The following is an 18688-nucleotide window of genomic DNA, read 5'->3' as shown; positions in this document are numbered from 1 at the left end:
CGGGCAGGGGCGGCGGCGTCATGCTGGGCGAGGCGGTCGTTCAGGCGGCGTCGATGGCGTTCAGGGTGAGCTGGCGTGCCCGCTGGTCGGCGGACAACAGGACCTCCAGTGTATCGGCTGGCTGGGTCGGCAGTGTTGAAAGAGCGTTAGCAACCAGCTCCGGGATCGTCAGGAAACCGATCCGGCCCTGAAGAAACGCTGAAACCGCCTCTTCATTGGCGGCGTTCAGCACCGCCGGGGCGGTGCCGCCGGCCTGCATTGCCTGCCAGGCCAGGGCCAGGCAGGGGAAGGCGTTGGTGTCCGGGGCTTCGAAATCCAGCCGGCCCTGGGCCAGCAGGTCCAGCCCGGCCACGCCCGATTCGATGCGCTGCGGCCAGCCCAGGCCGACGGCCAGGGTGGTACGCATGTCCGGCAGGCCCATCTGCGCCAGGGTCGAACCGTCAACGAACTCGACCAGCGAATGGACCAGGCTCTGCGGGTGTACCAGCACCTCAATGCGTTCGCCGGGCACGCCGAACAGGTGGTGGGCCTCGATGACTTCCAGGCCCTTGTTCATCAACGTCGCCGAATCGATCGAGATCTTCGGTCCCATCGACCACTTCGGGTGGGCAACGGCCTGGGCCGGGGTGACCTGGGCCAGTTCGGCGCGGCTGCGGCCACGGAACGGGCCGCCGGAGGCGGTCAGCAGGATCCGGCGCACCCCGGCGCCGTCGACGCTGGCGTCGCGCGAGCGCAGGCACTGGAAGATCGCGCTGTGTTCGCTGTCGATCGGGATGATTTCGGCACCGGCACGTTCGGCGGTGCGGGTCAGCAGTTCGCCGGCCAGCACCAGCGATTCCTTGTTGGCCAGCAGGATGCGCTTGCCGGCGGCGGCCGCGGCCAGGGTCGAGGACAGGCCGGCAGCGCCGACAATGGCCGCGACCACGGTGTCGCAGGCGTCGCTGGCGGCCAGCTGGTCCAGCGCGGCATTGCCTGCATGGGCCTCGGTGGCCAGTCCGGCGTCGCGCAGGCCGTCACGCAGTTCGGCGAACAGCGACTCGTCGGCGATCACCGCGTGCGCGGGTTTGTGTTGGCGGCACAACGCCAACAGCGCCTGCACCTGGCGACCGGCGGCGAGCACCGTGGCCTGGTAGCGCTGCGGGTGGCGGGCGATCACGTCCAGCGTGGAGGCACCAATCGAGCCGGTGGCGCCGAATACGGCGACCCGGCGCAGGTCTGCAGCAGCATTCATGGTCAGAACCCGAAGATTTCCTTGCCCAGCGCGAACACCGGCACGGCGGCGAGGACGCCGTCGACACGGTCGAGCACGCCGCCATGGCCGGGGATCAGGTGGCCCGAATCCTTGGCGCCGGCGTGGCGCTTGATCAGGCTTTCGAACAGGTCACCCAGCACCGAGGCGAACACGGCCACCACCGAGGTGATCAGCAGCCCCGGCAGGTGTGCGGTATCGATGCCGGCCAGCCAGCCCAGGCCGACGGCCACGGCGACACCGGCCAGCAGGCCGCCGAACAGGCCTTCCCAGGTCTTGTTGGGGCTGATCCGCGGGGCCAGCTTGTGCCTGCCGAAATGGCGGCCGGCGAAATAGGCGCCCGAGTCGGCCGCCCACACCAGCGCCAGTGCAGCCAGCAGCCACAGGTGGCCCTGCTTGCCCGGCGGATCGCCACCGGCATGGATCAGCACCAGCGCGGCCCAGGCCGGCACGATGGCCAGGGTGCCGGCCAGCATCTTCAGGATGCGCGAGGGCGCCGACGGTTGTGCACCGAAGTTGAAGAAGCGCAGCCAGACCAGCGCGGCCAGCCACCAGGCAACGCCGGCCAGGGTGGTTATCTGGAACAGCACCAGCGTACTGCCATCGGCCCAGACCAGCAGCACCATCAGCAGCAGGTTCAGCACCAGCAGCACGGTGCGCGCCAGGGTGTCTTCGATACCGGCCAGCTTCAGCCATTCCCACAGGCCGATCAGCAGCACCGCGGCGGCGGCGGCGGCCAGCCATTGCGTGGGCAGCAGCAGGATCGCCGCAATGGCAACCGGCGCCATGATCAGTGCGGCGAGGACTCGGGTCTTGGTCATGGGCTGGAAGTCTCGGTGGCCAGTGCGGCGATCTGGGCGCTGGTCAGGCCGAAACGACGCTCGCGGCCGGCATAGGCGTCAAGCGCCTGCTGCAGCTGCCCGGCATCGAAGTCCGGCCACAGGGCCTCGGTGAACCACAGCTCGGTGTAGGCCAGCTGCCACAGCAGGAAATTGCTGATGCGGGTGTCGCCGCCGGTGCGGATGAACAGGTCCGGCGGCGGCAGGTCGGCCAGGGCGACCTGGCTGCCCAGCAGCGATTCGTCGATCTGCTCGGGCAACAGGCGACCGGCCGCCACTTCGACGGCCAGGGCGCGCGCGGCGCGGGCGATGTCCTGGCGGCCACCATAGCTGGCGGCGATCGACAGGGTCAGGGTGGTGTTGTCGGCGGTGCGCTGCTCGGCCAGCTGCATGCGGCTGACCAGCCCTGCACCGAAGCGCTCGCGTTCGCCGATGAAGCGTACGCGCACGCCACGCCGGTGCAGCTCGTCCACTTCGCGGTCGAGTGCGCCGAGGAACAGCTTCATCAACGCATCCACTTCCTCCTGCGGCCGGCCCCAGTTCTCGCTGGAGAAGGCGAACAGGGTCAGCGCCGGAATGCCCAGTTCAAGGCAGCGCTCGATGGTGCGGTTGACCGCGCGCGCGCCGGCACGGTGGCCGATCACGCGGGGGCGACGGCGCTGCTGTGCCCAGCGACCATTGCCATCCATGATGATGGCAATGTGGCGGGGCAGGGCGGCCGGCAACGGAGGCGGGGCTGAAGGCATCGACTTCAGACCGACAGCAGTTCTTTTTCCTTGTCGGCGACGACCTTGTCGACGTCCTTGATGTTGGCGTCGGTCAGCTTCTGGATGTCGTCTTCGCCGCGCTTCTTCTCGTCTTCGCTGATCGCCTTGTCCTTGACCAGCTTGGCGATTTCCTTGTTCGCGTCCTGGCGGATGTTGCGGATCGCGATCTTGGCGCCTTCACCTTCCTTCTGCACCTGCTTGGCCAGCTCCTTGCGGCGCTCTTCGGTCGGCGGCGGCATGTTGATGCGGATCGCGGTGCCCAGGGTGTTCGGGGTGAACTCGGCGTTGTAGAGACCCTTCTCGATCTCCTTGATCATGCTCTTGTCGAACGGCGTGACCAGCAGCGAGTGCGCGTCGGCGTTGGAGATCGAGGCAACCTGGTTCAGCGGGGTGCTGGCGTTGCCATAGGCACTGACCGTCACGCGGTCCAGCAGGGCCGGCGTGGCACGCCCGGTCCGGATGGAGGTGAGGGTGTGCTTCAGAGCGTCGATGCTCTTGGCCATGCGCGTCTGCGCGTTGTTCTTGATGTCGTTGAGCATCGCCCGGTCCTGGATGTATCTGGAATCGGGCGATTATAGGCGAATACGGGACGCTGCCGGGCCTGAATCGGCCCGGTCGTCGCTTTGCGCTCAGGCTTAGGCCGGGTCGCGGCCCTGGACCAGGGTGCCGATGTTCGCGCCGTTGAGGATCTTCAGCAGCTCGCCCGGCTGGCCCATGTCGAACACGCGCATCGGGAGGTCGCTGTCGCGGGCCAGTGCGAAGGCCGCGGTGTCCATCACTTCCAGACCACGGCGGATCACTTCGTCGTAGCTCAGGCTGTCGAAGCGGACCGCATCGCTGTGCTTGTTCGGGTCCTTGTCGTACACGCCATCGACCTTGGTGGCCTTCAGCAGCAGGTCGGCGCCGATCTCGATCGCGCGCAGGGCGGCGCCGGAATCGGTGGTGAAGAACGGGCTGCCGACGCCGGCCGCGAAGATCACCAGGCGGCCCTTTTCCAGATGGCGGATGGCGCGGCGGCGGATGTAGTCCTCGCACACGTCGTTGATCTTGATCGCGCTCATCACGCGGGCCTTGGCGCCCAGCTTCTCCAAGGCGTCCTGCATGGCCAGGGCGTTGATGACCGTGGCCAGCATGCCCATCTGGTCGCCGGTGACCCGGTCCATGCCGCCAGCGGCCAGGCCGGCGCCGCGGAAGATGTTGCCACCACCGATCACCAGCGCCACTTCGGCACCGGCCTGCTGGGCTTCGATGACCTCACGGGCCAGGCGATTGATGATCTTCGGGTCGATGCCGTAGTCCTCATCTCCCATCAGCGCCTCCCCGGACAGTTTCAGAAGGATGCGGCGATAGGCGAGCTTGGACATGGGGACCTCGGGTGCGTGGAAATCGCGGGCGATTCTACGCGCATGCGGCGTCGTGCCAAAGTGTTTTGTGCACTGCGGCGCAGAATCCGGTGATTCGCCCCGGTCAACCGGGGCTTCCCGTTCAGCCCAGCTCGGCGCCGGCAGTGGCCGACAGCTCGTCGTGGCCGAGGGCGCCCGGTGAGCGGGCGATCACCCGGTTGCGGCCCAGGTTCTTGGAGCGGTACAGCACATCGTCGGCCGCGCGCAGCAGGTCCTGCACGTCGGCGAAGCGCTCGTAGCCACCCTGGGTAGCCACGCCGGCGGAGAAGGTGACGAACAGCGGCCCGCCCTCCAGCTCGGCCATCGGCGTGGCGACGATGTTGGCCAGCACCCGGCGGATCACGTCCAGGGCCACGCTTTCGCTGGTATTGGGCAGCAGCGCGACGAATTCCTCGCCGCCGAAGCGGGCGACGGTGTCGCTGTTGCGCAGCTGGCCCTGCAGCTTGCCGGCGAAGGCGCGCAGCACCTCGTCGCCGGTCAGGTGGCCGTGGGCGTCGTTGATCTTCTTGAAGTCGTCCAGGTCGATGAAGGCCACCGACAACGGCCAGCCCTGGCGGCCGGCGCGCAGGAATTCCTGCTCCAGCACCGCTTCCAGCTGGCGGCGGTTGAGCACGCCGGTCAACGCGTCACGATGGGCCTGGTCGGCGAGGCGCTTGGCGCGCGCCTCGAACTCGTCGGCGCGGCGGCGTGCCTGGTCGGCATCCTGCAGTTCGCGCAGGTTGCGCAGCGTCGCCAGCTCCTGCGCGTGATCGATCAGCTCGCGCACCCGGGACGGTGAATTGAGGCCGGCATCGAACAGGCTGGCGATGTCGGGCAGGGCGTCGCTGATGCGGGCCAGGACCTGGTCGAAGCGCGCGCTGTCCAGTTCCAGGCGGTCGTGCACCTGCTGCAGGGCGCGCTCACGCGCGGCATCGGCGTCGGTATCCAGCCAGATGTCGGCCACCGCGCCGGACAGCTGCACGCAGGCCTGGAACGGCGATTCGGCGGCGTCCTCGTCCTCGCTGTGGCTGATGCTCTCGACCAGGTAGCGGGGCAGGCCCCATTGCTCGGCCACCCAGGCGCCGACCTCGGCATGGCTGCAGCCCAGTTCCTCGCGCTCGCGGGCGACCAGGTCGATGTTGTCGCGTGCCTCGCGCAGCAGCGGCAGGTAGCGCTCCGACTCGGCCTGGGCCAGGCACAGCACGCCCAGGTCCTGCAGCAGGCCGGCCAGCATCAGTTCCTCCAGCCGGCGCAGACCGCGCGCCTGGCCCAGCTGGCTGGCGGCCAGGGCGCTGAGGATGCTGCGCTTCCACGCGCGCTGGCGCAGGTCATGGTCGGCGCCGGTGCCGCCGGTCAGGCCCTGGGTGACGGTGAAACCCAGGGCGAGGCTGATCGTGGCGTTCAGGCCCAGCATGGTCAGCGCCTGGCCGAGGTTTTCGATGCGGCGGCGGCTGGCATACAGCGGCGAATTGGCGATGCGCAGCATGCGAGCGCTCAGCGCCATGTCGATGGCGATGATGTCGGCGGCGGTGGCGATGTCCGCTTCCGGGTCCTGGGCCAGTTCGATGATGCGCAGGGCAATACCGGGTGGCGAAGGCAGGTTGCGGCAGAGCGCCAGGGCAGCTGTCAGCTCGGGAGGCATGTCGGGTCGTTCAATTCCATTAGGACAAGAATACCTAGGAATGCATCACAGTCCGCGATTTTCGTTCCTGCTATGTGACTGTGGATTCCCTGCGCCGAGTATCGGCTTGATTCGCGCGCAACGCAAAGGTGCCGGTTGTGCGCACCAACGGAGGCTGTGCGCACCAACGGTGCGCACCCACAGGTTCACCGGCATAAAAAAAGAGCCGCGGTTTCCCGCGGCTCCTTCTGGTCGCTTCACAGCCGGAAGGCTGGAATCAGACCTGCATCGCCTTGGCAACTTCGGCGGCGTAGTCTTCCACCACCTTCTCGATGCCTTCGCCGACGATCAGCAGCTTGAAGCCTGCCACGTCGGCGCCAGCGGCCTTGACCACCTGCTCGACGGTGGTGTCGCCCAGCACGTAGGTCTGGCCGTACAGGGTCACGTCGCTGACGATCTTGTTGATCTTGCCGCTGATGATCTTTTCCAGGATGTCGGCCGGCTTGGCCTTGTCCTTCTCGGACATCTTGGCCAGCTCGATTTCCTTTTCCTTCTCGACGAACTCGGCCGGGACGTCCGCAGCCTTGTTGTGCGGCGGCTTCAGCGCGGCCACGTGCATGGCCAGGCCGCGGGCCAGCTCGACGTCGCCGCCGACCAGATCGACCAGAACGCCGACCTTGCCGTTGGTGTGGACGTAGGCGCCGATGGTGTTGTTGCCATCCACCTTCACCATGCGACGGATCTGGATGTTCTCACCCAGGGTCTGCACGGCGGTGGCGCGGGCTTCTTCAACGGTGCGGCCGTCGGCCAGCTTGGCAGCCTTCACGGCTTCGACGTCGGTGGCGCCCGATGCCAGGGCAGCGGCGGCGACGGCGTTGACGAAGGACTTGAAGTTGTCGTCGTTGGCGACGAAGTCGGTTTCCGAGTTGACTTCGACCAGCACGGCCTTGCCGCCGTCCTGGGCCAGGCCCAGACGGCCTTCGGCGGCCACGCGGTCAGCCTTCTTGTCGGCCTTGGCAGCGCCGGACTTGCGCATGGCTTCAGCAGCAGCGTTGATGTCGCCGTTGGCTTCGGTAAGCGCCTTCTTGCATTCCATCATGCCGGCGCCGGTGCGCTCGCGCAGTTCCTTGACCAGGGAAGCAGTGATTTCCACGGGATTACCTCACGAAAGAAAGGGGTTGGGCCGGCATGGTGGCCGGCCCGTGTGACACGGTCCTGTCACGCGCCAAGGGCGGCGTGCAGGGAGGGTGGACGCCGGGCGTCCACCCCGGGGCCTGGATCAGGCCTGGGCGTCGTCGCCCTTCTTGGCAGCCTTCTTGGCCGGAGCGCGGCGGGCCGGCTTCTCTTCGCCTTCAGCAGCGGCTTCAGCGAACTCTTCCTCGCGCACCGAAGCGGCGTGCGGAGCAGCGGCCTTACCTTCCAGCACGGCGTCGGCAGCGGCGCGGGCGTACAGCTGCACAGCGCGGATGGCGTCGTCGTTGCCCGGGATGGCGTAATCAACCAGTTCCGGGTTGTAGTTGGTGTCGACCACGGCGATGACCGGGATGCCCAGCTTCTTGGCTTCCTTGATCGCGATGTCTTCGTGGCCGATGTCGATCACGAAGATGGCGTCCGGCAGACGGTTCATGTCCTTGATGCCGCCCAGCGAGGCTTCCAGCTTGTCGCGCTCGCGACGCAGGCCCAGCACTTCGTGCTTGACCAGCTTCTCGAAGGTGCCGTCGGTTTCACCGGCTTCCAGTTCCTTCAGGCGGGCAACCGACTGCTTGACGGTACGGAAGTTGGTCAGCGTGCCGCCCAGCCAACGCTGGTTCATGAACGGCATGCCGCAACGCTCGGCTTCTTCCTTGATGGTTTCGCGGGCGCTGCGCTTGGTGCCCAGGAACAGGACGGTGCCGCGCTTCTGGGCAACCGACGAGATGAAGTTCATCGCGTCGTTGAACAGCGGGACGGTCTTTTCCAGGTTGATGATGTGGATCTTGCCGCGGGCGCCGAAGATGTACGGAGCCATCTTCGGGTTCCAGTAGCGGGTCTGGTGGCCGAAGTGGACGCCGGCTTCCAGCATCTGACGCATGGTGACCTGGGGCATTGCAATACTCCTGATATGGAACCAGCGATTCCGCCCGCGGGGATAGGTATGCGGGACGCGTGGAAGCGCGATCGGTTCCGGGGTTGGGCTTCCCTGTTGCCTCCGTGGCCGAACTCCTTGCGGAGCACCCCGGCACGGATGGGGGCAGCAGGTGTGGATTCACCGGTGACGTCCGGTGTGGACGGGTTCCCGCGCACGCTGGCGGCAGGAATCCGGTCGATTATAGCCCGCTGGGGGCGCTTGCTGCAATTGCAGGGTCAGCAGTGGCCAGATCGACCTCGCGGCCGTCCTGCAGGCGTGCCTGGAAGCGGCCTCCAGCATAGCCATCGGCGCGGGCAGGCAGGGGCCAGCGGCGTTCATGGCCCGCCAGGATGTAGCCGGCCAGGCCAGCCGTCAGCAGCGTTGACTGGCCGTCCGCCGTGATGAAGCGCAGATCGTGCAGGCGGCCGTGCAGGGTACCGGTATTGCTGAGTCGCAGTGCGGGCTGCGACGCCTGGGCCTCGACGCGGCCCTGCAGGCGGGCATGCAACGGTGTTGCCGCTGGGCCGCGGAACAGTGGCAGGGAATAGCGCGGCAGCCCTGCCAGCGACGGCGCCAATACGATCCGATAGGCCTGTTCACCGACCGCCGCCGGCTCGGCTGGCAGCAGCCAGACGCGCTGGGTACTGCCGGGGGCGAGGTCCAGGCGCGCCGGGCTGACCCGGATCCGGTCGCTTGGCTGCAGCCGTTCGGCATCCAGCTGCTGATCCCAGGCCAGCACCTGCACCTGGCCCTGCCAGCGGCCGGGCCCGGGGTTGTGCAGCCACAGCTCGGCGCGGCCGCCCTGGGCCGGCAGCTGCAGGGTGGTCGGCAACAGCTCCAGCGCCGCGGCGGGCAGGGCCAGCAGTAGTGCCAGCAGGGTCAGCAGCGCGCGCATCAGTAGATGAGGGTCACGGAGGGTGTTGCGTTCACGTCCGTTGCCGGTGGCGCGAGCTCGCGGACCTGGGGCGGCACCTGGGGCGCGTCACTGCGCTGGTGCGGCGCCGGGCAGCGGACGCCACCGCCATCGTCGCTGCAGGATTCGACCACGGTCAGCCGGATCTGCAGGGTGCTGGTGCTGGGTTCGGCCCATGCCGGCAGGCTGGCGACCAGCATCGCCCCGATCAGAAATGCACGAACCACCTGCCATCCACCGTACTGAAAGACTCGCTGCGCGGTATCGGCGGGATGCGCCGGAACTGTAGCGTCGCGCTTGCCCGGCATCCGTATGCCCGCATCCACCGGTGGGTGCCGACCGTTGGTCGGCACGCGGATCGCCCCCGGTGGGTGCCAACCGTTGGTCGGCACGCAGGTCAATAAGTGATCGTCACCTGCACCAGGTCGTTGTAGGTGCCGGCCGGAGGCTGGCCGGTGACCGGCGGTACCCGGCCATAGATGGTCAGCTGCTGCGCGCTGCCGGTGCCGGTGCTGCTGGCCGTATCGACGGTCAACGTGTTGCCCCAGCGCTGGCTCCGTGCCGCGTCCCGGTAGAGCTCGTAGGTGAGGTAGTAGGTGCTGCCGCCGATGGTGGTGGCCATGCGCCGGGTGGTAGTGGCGGTGGGATTGTTCTGGCCGTTGTTGAGACCGACCTGGAAGGCGGTGTTCTTCAGGCAGGTCAGGGTCAGGGTTGCGGTCTGGTCGATGTTGGCCGGGATGCCACCGGTGACGTTGCCGAAGTTCATGTTGGTGGTGACGTAGCTGCCGCATTGCGGCAGCACATTGGCGGTGGCGGTGAAGCTGAAGGCCGCACTTGCGCTGTTGGTGCCGGTGGCGCCGCCGTTGCAGGTGGCGGGAATGGTGGCGGTGCCGAGCAGGACTTCGTTCCAGGCCCAGGTCAGCACCACGCTGGCACCGCTGAAGGTGCTGCTGTACGCGCCGGAGGCCAGGACCTGGTTGGCCGGGATCTGCCCGAACAGCTGCACCGTCTGTGCGCCGCTGCCGCCGGTCAGCAGCGGCACGTTGTAGCTCATGGTCAGTTCCTGCGCCGGGGGCGTGCCGTGCGGAGCCAGGCCAGTGACCTGGCCGAAGCTGGCGTTGTTGTACAGCTGGAAATTCATCGTGTCGCTGGTGGAGGTGGCCATCGTGCGGAACGTGGAACTGCTGCCGCCGCCACTGCCTGCGCCGATGCCCACGCAGACGCGCACGCCGGTGGTGGCCAGCAGGCTCAGCGCAGCGGTGGTGCAGGTCACCGTGATGTTGAGGTTGGCCGTGCTCGGGCCGGGTGCATTGCTGTTGATGTTGCCGAACGGCAGGGTCGGATTGGCGACCGCCGTGCAGACCGCGGTGGCACTGGCAGGCGCCGCTGCCAGCAGGCCGGCCCACAGCAGCAGGACGAGCAGCAGTACCCTCATGGCGCGACCTCCGGGATGCACTGCTGCGGTGCCGGCTTCGGCCGGGCGCCGGACGCCACCACCTTGGGCAGGTCCGGCACCTTCACCCGGCAGGGACCATGGCTGGTGGTGACGTACAGCACGCTGCCGGCGGCGACATCTTCCAGATAGAGCAGGCCGTCGTAGCCGACCGTGGCCTGGCGACCGTCAGGCAGCTGCACCTCGCTGCCCACCTCCAGAGGCTGGCCGTCCATCGCCAGCAGGGTCAGGCTCAGTGACGGCCGCGAGCGCAGCTGGAAGGTCACGCGGGTGCCGGCGCGCTGGCGCGGGGTCACCCAGTCCTCGATGCGGTCGGCGCGCATGTCTTCGGGCAGGTCCAGGGTGTCGATCGAGACCCGGTTGCGCTGCCAGGACAGCAACGGACTGACCAGCAGCAGGCCGCGATCATCGGTGACGCCGATCAGGCGGTTCTCCAGCCGCACCGGGACGCCGCCGACCCCATTGGTGCTGATCACCGCGAACGCATCGGAGACCTCGCGCGTGGCGAAGGCGTGCCCGCCCATCCACACCAGGCTGCCGCTGGCGCTGGCGTAGGCATAGTTGAGTCCACCCTGGCGCGAGGCGCCGAACGAATAGCGGCCGACATCGTTGAGGATGCCGACCTCGGCCAGGCCGCCGTTGCCGTCCTCGCCGTGGCGCAGCTGCGCGCGCCAGCCGACGCCGCCGGCGCTGCCATCGCCCGGCACCGGCTGGGTCACGTCCGCCACCCAGCTCTGGCTGTCGCCGTTGCGCTGGCTCGAAAGGCTGGCCTGGCGGTTGTTGCCCAGGCTGGCGGTCACCGACAGGTAGATGCTGCGGTCGTCGCTGCGGTCCAGGTTCTGGTTCAGCGACAGGTAGGCCGACCAGCGCTGGCTCCACGTACGCGACCAGAACAGGCTCGCGTAGCGGTTGTCGTCGCCGCCGGGGTAGCGCAGGCGCAGATAGCTGGCGCTGAGCGTGCCCAGCCGCAGCAGGTCCAGGCCGAGCGTGGCCTGCTCGCTGATGCTCGGTGGCAGGTTGCCCTGCAGCGCGCCCAGGTCGCGGTAGTCGCCGTGGCTGCGTACGCTGCGCAGATTGACGTTGAAGCGACGGTTGTTCCAGCTGTAGCCCAGCGCCCATTGCCCGCCCTGCAGGCCGTGGTAATCACTGTGTGCATAGGCGGCATTGAACACGCCGGCAGCGCCGAGCAGCCACCAGCCACCGATGCCGGCCTGGGCCAGGCCACCGCCGCCTTCGGCATGCGCTTCGCCGGTGAACGTGTCGGTGACACCGCCGCGCCAGCTGGCACTGGCCACCGTGCGATCGTCATAGGCGAAGGAACGTTCGCCGAAATCCCTGCGCAGCTGGCCGACGCCGACCGACCAGTCCGACAGGCCCTTGGCCAGCAGCTGCTGGGTGCCGTAGAAACTGAAATCCAGCGTCTGCATGCGGCCGAACGCATCGGTCACCACCACCTGCGCATTGCCGGTGCCGCTGATGCCGGGCTGCGCCGCCAGCTGGAAGGGTCCGACCGGCACCTGGCCGCTGTACTGGCGCAGGCCATCGACGTAAAGCTCGACCGTGGACGGCACCACGGCCTGGCCGAGAAAGCTCGGCGTGGGCGTGAGCACGCGGTAGGGCTGCAGCCCGTAGTTGCGGCCGATCTGCAGGCCGCCCAGGCGAACCGGGCGGGTCCAGTCGACGAAGCCGCTGTAGAAGTCACCGACCTCCAGCGTGGTTGCACTGTCCGGGAAATCCAGGCTCCAGCGTGTGTCCAGGCGCACGCTCTCGCCGCGCCAACGGCGGTCGCCGGGCTGCTGGTAGCGGCGGCTGATGGCGGTGTTCTCGAAGGTGCCGTTGCCGATGCCGAACACCCGCAGTTCCGAACTCAGGCTGAGGTTGCCGAGCGTGTCCACCCGGCTGCCGTAGACGTCGTAGTTGAGCAACACGCCCGGCGAGGCGTTGCCGGTGGGCGCGCGCGTCTGCGGGCGGCTGAGCACGGTGGTGGGCAGGGTCAGCTGGTCCAGCGGGACGTCCAGCGCCAGCGTCTGCATGTGTGCGTCGTAGCGCACCACCGCGCCGCTGATCTGGTCCAGGTAGACCGGTGCGTCGCCGCTGGCATTGAAGCCCAGCTGGCGCAGCACGTCGGGGCTGGCCTGCAGCCGGCCGCGGTTCTCGGTGAACGGCAGCAGGCCGCGCGGCGTGCTGTTGAGCGACACATCCAGGTACAGCGCCTGGCTGGCGGTCAGCGGGGTCGGTGGCGGCAGGATGGCATCTGCCGACACGCCGGATACATCAGCCGCCGCGCCGGACACATCGGCGGCCTCGGTCGCCGCGGGAGCCAGGGCAGCCAACAGCGCGCCCATCAACGCCTCAGCGAGCCGGTGGGGGCGACAGTGGCGTCTGTTCCGACTCGCCATTGAGCTTGGCCGTGATCTGGTCGTTGTCGCGGTCGATTGCCGTGCGTTCGATCGGCCAGCGCATCACCTGGCCGGGCAGCACATAGCCCAGCAGCCCGGGATGGACGATGCGCGGGCGCGTGGCGCTGCCCAGCGCGAGATCGGCGATCTGCGCGTAGCCGTCGCCCGAGTTGGCCACCTCCACGCCGTTGCGGCCGTCCGCCAACTGGACCAGGCGGGCCTGCAGCCGCGGTGCCAGCGTGCCGGACGAGGGCTGCACGAACACCGGGATCGAATAGCGCAGCACGAACTGCATGCCGCCGGCGCGCGTGGCCAGATCGGGCACCTCGTCGACGATCAGGCGGTAGTACCGCTGTGCCGGCGGCGGTTCCCGGTCCGGACGCATCACCCGCACCAGCTGCTGCTGGCCGGCAGCCAGTTCCTGCATCGGCGGCGTGGCCATCACTTCATCGGTGGGCAGCAGCTGTTCCTGGCCGTCCTGCTGCACCCAGCGGAACACGCGCACCTGCAGCTTCACCGGCGAGGTGCCGCTGTTGGTCAGCCACAACTCGCCGGCACGCTGGCGGGCTTCCAGCTGCAGGCTGGTCGGGGCGACCTGCAGGCTGGTGGCGCCTGCGGTGGCGGCGGCCAGCAGGTACAGGGCGAGCAGCGCCACGCCGGTGGCGCGCCACGGGCGGGGTCCGGCCATGCAGGCGTGCTCCATCAATAGGTGATCGTGGCGGTAACCGTATCCAGGTAGTTACCGGTAGCCGGGTTGTTGGTGCTCAGGTTCAGGATCTGGCCGTAGACGATGTAGGGCACGGCCAGGCCGGTGCCGATGCCGGCCTGGGTATTGGTACCGGACGTGGCGCCCCAGACCAGGGTATGGGCGGCGTCCTGGTAGAGCTGGTAGCCGACGTAGTTGTTGGCGGTCACCGCAGCATTGGTGTTCTTCATCCGCCGGGTGGTGACGTCATTGGCCGTGCTGGCATTGGCGCCCGCATTCAGCGAGATGGTGTAGGGCGTCAGTGCCGAGCACTGCGCGGTCACCGTGCCCTGGCCCAGGGTGGGCGTGGCGGTGGTCGAGGCGGCGGTGCCGAAGTCGACGTTGGTGGCGGCCGCCGCCGTGATGGTGCAGGCCTTGGTGACCACCAGCGTGACGTTGAAGGTGGTGGTGTCGGCGGCCAACGCCGGGCTGGACAGCAGGAGCCCGGCCACGACCCATGTCAGCGGGGATCGAACTGGGGATCGCATGGACAACCTCCCTGACCCGAAGGTCTGTTGAACAAGGCGAAGACGGCACGTTCGGCGCCGCTTTGACGACAGTGGGTCCAGCTTAGGAGGCGTAAGTGTCTGTAATCCGTGATAAATAGGCAGGCGAAAGAGTGGAGGGCATCACGCTTTCACTTTCCTTGCCGGAACCGCGCATGGCCCGGATCGCCAGTTGGGTGGCGTTCGTTCAGATTGCGGCCGGATCGGCGATAATGGGTGCCATGAGCGTGAATCTGAAAACCCCGCAGGAAATCGAGATGATGCGCATCGCCGGCCGCCTGGCCAGCGAAGTGCTCGACATCGTCACCCCCCACGTCAAGCCCGGTGTCACCACCGAGGAACTGGACCGCATCTGCCACGACCATATCGTGAACGTGCAGGGCGCCATTCCGGCCAACGTCGGCTACCGCGGCTTCCCGAAGACCGTGTGCACCTCGGTCAACAATGTCATCTGCCACGGCATTCCCAGCGAAGGGAAGGTGCTCAAGGATGGCGACATCATCAATATCGACGTCACCGTCATCAAGGACGGCTGGCACGGCGACACCAGCCGCATGTACTTCGTCGGCACCCCGTCGGTGATGGCCCGTCGCCTGGTGGAAACCACTTACGAAGCCATGTGGCGCGGCATCCGTGCGGTGCGTCCGGGCGCCACCCTGGGCGACATCGGCCACGCCATCCAGAGCTATGCCGAAGGCGAGCGTTTCAGCGTGGTGCGCGAGTACTGCGGCCACGGCATCGGCAAGGTCTACCACGACGAGCCGCAGGTGGTGCATTACGGCCGCCCGGGCCAGGGCCTGGTGCTGCAGCCGGGCATGACCTTCACCATCGAGCCGATGATCAACGAGGGCACCCGCTACAACAAGGTGCTGCCGGACGGCTGGACCGTGGTGACCAAGGACCGCAAGCTGTCGGCGCAGTGGGAGCACATGATCGCGGTCACCGAGACCGGCGTGGACGTGCTGACCCTGTCGCCAGGCGAGTCGCAGGTCTCCTGAAGATGCTGCCGGCGAGTTCGCTGCTGGACACGCCGGCCGCGTCGCTCAACGACCCGGATTGGGCTGCTGCCGCGCGCCAGGCGCTGCAGCAGGCCGACGCGCGCCTGTACCGCCGCTTCGACCAGGGCGACAACATCGAGCGCCTGCTGGCGCTGCGCGCGCGCGCTGCCGACCATCTGATCCGCCTGGCCTGGCAGCGCTGCCTGCCGGCCGACAGTGGCCTGTCGCTGTTCGCGGTCGGTGGCTATGGCCGCGGTGAACTGTTCCCGCGCTCGGACATCGACCTGCTGGTGTTCGGCGATCCGCCGGCACAGCTGGCGCACGAAGCGGCATTGGCGCGCCTGTTCGCGCTGCTGTGGGACTGCGGATTGGCCGTCAGCCATGCGGTGCGTTCGGCATCGCAGTGCCGCGAGGCGGCAGCTGACCAGACCGTGCTGACCGCGCTGATCGAGGCGCGTCCGATCCTGGCCGATGATGCCGCGCGCCGCGCGCTGCGCGAGGCCATCGACGACCGCGAGCTGTGGCCGGCACGCAGCTTTTTCCTGGCCAAGCTGGAAGAGCTGCGCAACCGCCACCAGCGCTTCGGCGATACCGCCGACAACCTGGAGCCGGACCTGAAGGATGGCCCCGGCGGCCTGCGCGATCTCAACACGCTGGGCTGGATGGCGTTGCGTGCCTTCGGCGTGCGCGACCTGGAGGCCCTGGTCGGGCTCGGCCATCTGGGCGCTGACGAAGCCGCGGCGTTGAAGCGCGAACGTGCCGTGCTGGCGCGGTTGCGCTTCGGCCTGCACCTGGTCGCGCGCCGTCCGGAAGAGCGCCTGCGTTTCGATTACCAGAAGACTCTGGCCGCGCGACTGGGCTTCGAAGACGATGCCGAGAATCTCGGTGTCGAAAAAATGATGCAGGGCTTCTACCGCGCCGCGCTGGTGGTGCGCCGGATCAGCGACCGCCTGCTGCAGCGCTTCGAGGAACAATTCGATGGCGAGGCCCAGCCGGAACCGCTGACCGTGGGCTTTTCCCTGCGCCGTGGCTACCTGGCCGCCAACGAGGCCGACTGGCCGCGCGGCGACATCGGCCAGGTGTTCGCACTGTTTTCCAGCTGGGCCAACAACCCGCAGGTGCGCGGACTGCACTCGCTGACCGCGCGTGCACTGGCCGAGTCGCTGCCGCTGCTGCCGGCCTATGACCAGGCCGACTCCGATGCACGCGAGCAGTTCCTGGCCCTGCTGCGCGGCCAGCGTCCGGTCGATACGCTTTCGCGCATGGCGCGGCTGGGCGTGCTTGGCCAGTGGATTCCCGCGTTCGCCCAGGTCAGCGGGCGCATGCAGTTCGACCTGTTCCATGTCTATACGGTCGACCAGCACACGCTGATGGTCCTGCGCAACGTCGGCCAGTTCGCCAGCAGCCGCGCCGACGAGCGCTTCTCGATCGCGCATGAAGTCTGGCCGCGCCTGCGCAAGCCGGAACTGCTGCTGCTGGCCGGCCTGTTCCATGACATCGCCAAGGGCCGTGGCGGCGACCACTCGGAGCTGGGTGCGGTGGACGCGCGTGCGTTCTGCCAGGCGCATGCGCTCAGTGGCACTGATACCGAGCTGGTGGCATGGCTGGTCGAACAGCACCTGCGCATGTCGGTGACCGCGCAGAAGCAGGACATCGCCGATCCGGTGGTGATCCACCGCTTCGCCACCCTGGTCGGCAGTCGCGACCGCCTGGACTACCTGTACCTGCTGACCTGTGCCGACATCGCCGGCACCAGCCCGAAACTGTGGAATGCCTGGAAGGATCGCCTGCTGGCCGACCTGTACTTCGCTACCCGGCGCGCGCTGCGCGAGGGGCTGGAGCACCCGGTACCGGCCGCCGAGCGCGTGGCCGAGGCACGTGACAGCGTGCGCGCACTGGTGCGCGAGCAGGGCTACGACGATGCCACCATCGACCGCCAGTTCGCGGTGATGCCCGATGAGGGCTTCATCCGCCTGCGCCCGGAGCAGCTGGCCTGGCAGGCTGCCGCGCTGGTGCCGGTGAAGCAGGGCCAGGCGCTGGTGAAGGTTCGCCGGATCAGCGTCGACGACCCGGCGCTGGAAGTGTTCGTGCACTCGCCCGACCGCGACGGCCTGTTTGCCGCGATCGTGATGACCCTGGACCGCAAGGGCTACGGCATCCACCGCGCACGCGTGCTGGACGGTCCGGCCGACACCATCTTCGATACCTTCGAAGTGAACCCGGCCGACACCTTTGCCGATGGCAGCAGCGCCAACCTGGAGGCGGCCCTGCGCGAGGCACTCAGCGGTGACCTGTCGCGGCTGCGGCCGTCGCGCCGGGTCGTGCCGCGGCAGCTGCGGCACTTCCGCTTCGCCCCGCGCATCGAGTTCCGCGATGAGCCAGGCGCAACCCGTTTTGCCCTGGTCGCCCCCGACCGTCCCGGCCTGCTGGCCGATGTGGCGTTCGTGCTGCGCAACCAGGGCCTGCGCGTGCATGATGCGCGCATTGCAACGTTCGGCGAACGCGCCGAAGACACCTTCGTGATCAGTGACGAACACGACCTCCCCCTGACTGAACCTGCCCGGCAGCAGCTGCATGACGCGATGCTGGCCTGCCTGGACCCTGATCGAAACGCCGGAGACCCCGCCTGATGGCCACCAAGCCCGCCAAGAAGACCGCCGCGACCCCCAAGAGCGCAGCGGCCCGGAAACCTGCTGCCGCCGCACCGGCCGCGAAGAAGACCCCTGCGCCGAAGAAGGCCGCTGCGGTGAAGGCCCCGGCGAAGAAGACGGCCGCGGTGAAGCGTGCTGTGAAGAAGCCGGCGCCGGCCAAGAGCGCCGAAGCGGTCCGCGCCGAGACCATCGCCCGCAAGTCGCTGCGCAAGCCGTCGGCACCGGGCGTGGAAGAGCTGAAGTTCGGCATCGAGAGCGCCTTCGAGCGCCGTGCGACGCTGACCCTGCACGAGCTGGAAGGTTCCACCCGTCCGCTGGTCAACCGCGTGATCGATGGCCTGGAAACCGGTGAATTCCGTGTCGCCGAGCCGGACGGCCAGGGTGGCTGGAAGGTCAACGAGTGGTTGAAGAAGGCAGTGCTGCTGTACTTCCGCGTCAACGACATGGCGGTGGTCGATGCGCGCCCGGCGCCGTTCTGGGACAAGGTCGAATCGCGCTTCGCCGGTTATGACGAAGCGAAGTTCCGCCGTGGCGGCGTGCGCGTGGTGCCGGGCGCGATCGCCCGCCGCGGTACCTACTTCGGCAAGGACGTGGTGCTGATGCCGAGCTTCACCAACATCGGCGCCTACGTCGGCGAAGGCACCATGGTCGACACCTGGGCCACCGTCGGTTCCTGCGCGCAGATCGGCCAGCACTGCCACCTGTCCGGCGGCGCCGGCATCGGCGGCGTGCTGGAGCCGCTGCAGGCCAGCCCGACCATCATCGAGGACCACTGCTTCATCGGTGCGCGCTCGGAAGTGGTGGAAGGCGTGGTGGTCGGCCACCACAGCGTGATCGGCATGGGCGTGTTCCTCAGCCAGAGCACCCGCATCTACAACCGCGCCACCGGCGAGATCACCTACGGCTACATCCCGCCGTACAGCGTGGTGGTGTCCGGCTCGCTGCCGAGCAAGGACGGTACCCATTCGCTGTACTGCGCGGTGATCGTCAAGCAGGTTGATGCCAAGACCCGCAGCAAGACCAGCGTCAACGACCTGCTGCGCGGCCTGGCCGACTGA

At 68.2% G+C, this 18688-nt stretch carries 17 protein-coding genes; 3 read left to right on the top strand and 14 right to left on the bottom strand.

The genetic code is table 11. The annotated features are described in order from the left end of the window. Positions 1-40: 40 nt before the first annotated feature. From DFO63_RS11935 to DFO63_RS11870, 14 genes are all read right to left on the bottom strand, one after another. A complete protein-coding gene (locus DFO63_RS11935; protein ID WP_119007028.1) occupies positions 41-1231 on the bottom strand; it encodes a 1-deoxy-D-xylulose-5-phosphate reductoisomerase in 1191 nt (396 codons plus the stop codon). Positions 1232-1233: 2 nt separating this feature from the next. Next, positions 1234-2070, bottom strand: coding sequence for a phosphatidate cytidylyltransferase (locus DFO63_RS11930; RefSeq protein WP_049446250.1), 837 nt, complete (start codon positions 2068-2070; stop codon positions 1234-1236). Next, the gene (gene uppS / locus DFO63_RS11925) at positions 2067-2834 is read right to left on the bottom strand and encodes a polyprenyl diphosphate synthase (protein ID WP_032956844.1); all 768 of its coding nucleotides are present in this window, start codon (positions 2832-2834) and stop codon (positions 2067-2069) included. Before uppS ends, DFO63_RS11930 begins: the two co-directional genes overlap by 4 nt. A 5-nt stretch (positions 2835-2839) precedes the next feature. Further along, on the bottom strand, positions 2840-3394 hold the full coding sequence (frr, locus tag DFO63_RS11920) for a ribosome recycling factor (RefSeq protein WP_014036506.1): 555 nt from the start codon (positions 3392-3394) through the stop codon (positions 2840-2842). A 96-nt stretch (positions 3395-3490) separates the two neighbouring features. After that, positions 3491-4219 (bottom strand): UMP kinase, encoded by a 729-nt coding sequence (pyrH, locus tag DFO63_RS11915; protein ID WP_005415854.1) that lies wholly within the window; start codon positions 4217-4219, stop codon positions 3491-3493. Positions 4220-4340: 121 nt separating this feature from the next. Further along, positions 4341-5879, bottom strand: coding sequence for a GGDEF domain-containing protein (locus DFO63_RS11910; protein ID WP_119007026.1), 1539 nt, complete (start codon positions 5877-5879; stop codon positions 4341-4343). 256 nt (positions 5880-6135) lie between these two features. Further along, complete coding sequence (gene tsf, locus DFO63_RS11905) at positions 6136-7011, bottom strand: translation elongation factor Ts (protein WP_049446244.1); 876 nt, start codon at positions 7009-7011, stop codon at positions 6136-6138. A gap of 126 nt (positions 7012-7137) precedes the next feature. Further along, on the bottom strand, positions 7138-7944 hold the full coding sequence (rpsB, locus tag DFO63_RS11900) for a 30S ribosomal protein S2 (RefSeq protein ID WP_005408748.1): 807 nt from the start codon (positions 7942-7944) through the stop codon (positions 7138-7140). 220 nt (positions 7945-8164) lie between these two features. Beyond that, positions 8165-8860 (bottom strand): pilus assembly protein, encoded by a 696-nt coding sequence (locus DFO63_RS11895; protein WP_101765190.1) that lies wholly within the window; start codon positions 8858-8860, stop codon positions 8165-8167. Continuing rightward, positions 8860-9078, bottom strand: coding sequence for a hypothetical protein (locus DFO63_RS11890; protein WP_119007025.1), 219 nt, complete (start codon positions 9076-9078; stop codon positions 8860-8862). Before DFO63_RS11890 ends, DFO63_RS11895 begins: the two co-directional genes overlap by 1 nt. A gap of 197 nt (positions 9079-9275) precedes the next feature. Next, positions 9276-10313, bottom strand: a complete 1038-nt coding sequence (locus tag DFO63_RS11885) for a spore coat U domain-containing protein (protein ID WP_049446239.1) — start codon at positions 10311-10313, stop codon at positions 9276-9278. Further along, a complete protein-coding gene (locus tag DFO63_RS11880) occupies positions 10310-12676 on the bottom strand; it encodes a fimbria/pilus outer membrane usher protein (protein ID WP_119007024.1) in 2367 nt (788 codons plus the stop codon). Before DFO63_RS11880 ends, DFO63_RS11885 begins: the two co-directional genes overlap by 4 nt. Positions 12677-12683: 7 nt before the next feature. Beyond that, entirely contained in the window at positions 12684-13433 is a 750-nt protein-coding gene (locus DFO63_RS11875; RefSeq protein ID WP_049446234.1) for a molecular chaperone, read from the bottom strand. Continuing rightward, complete coding sequence (locus DFO63_RS11870) at positions 13433-13963, bottom strand: spore coat U domain-containing protein (protein WP_049446232.1); 531 nt, start codon at positions 13961-13963, stop codon at positions 13433-13435. Before DFO63_RS11870 ends, DFO63_RS11875 begins: the two co-directional genes overlap by 1 nt. 173 nt (positions 13964-14136) lie before the next feature. Between DFO63_RS11870 and map the strand changes: the two genes are divergently transcribed. The 3 genes from map to dapD are packed head-to-tail and all read left to right on the top strand — an operon-like array spanning position 14137 to position 18688. Next, positions 14137-14979 carry a type I methionyl aminopeptidase gene (gene map, locus DFO63_RS11865; RefSeq protein ID WP_014036515.1) on the top strand — a complete coding sequence of 281 codons (843 nt, stop codon included), beginning with the start codon at positions 14137-14139 and terminating at the stop codon, positions 14977-14979. Between the two features lie 2 nt (positions 14980-14981). Beyond that, the gene (locus DFO63_RS11860; RefSeq protein WP_119007023.1) at positions 14982-17609 is read left to right on the top strand and encodes a [protein-PII] uridylyltransferase; all 2628 of its coding nucleotides are present in this window, start codon (positions 14982-14984) and stop codon (positions 17607-17609) included. Next, complete coding sequence (gene dapD, locus DFO63_RS11855) at positions 17609-18688, top strand: 2,3,4,5-tetrahydropyridine-2,6-dicarboxylate N-succinyltransferase (protein ID WP_014036517.1); 1080 nt, start codon at positions 17609-17611, stop codon at positions 18686-18688. The genes DFO63_RS11860 and dapD overlap by 1 nt, the downstream gene beginning before the upstream one ends.

The organism is Stenotrophomonas sp. AG209 (assembly GCF_003550055.1).
GTDB lineage: Bacteria > Pseudomonadota > Gammaproteobacteria > Xanthomonadales > Xanthomonadaceae > Stenotrophomonas.
Note: the sequence above shows the minus strand (reverse complement) of the source record. Positions and strands in the feature narration are given on the sequence as shown.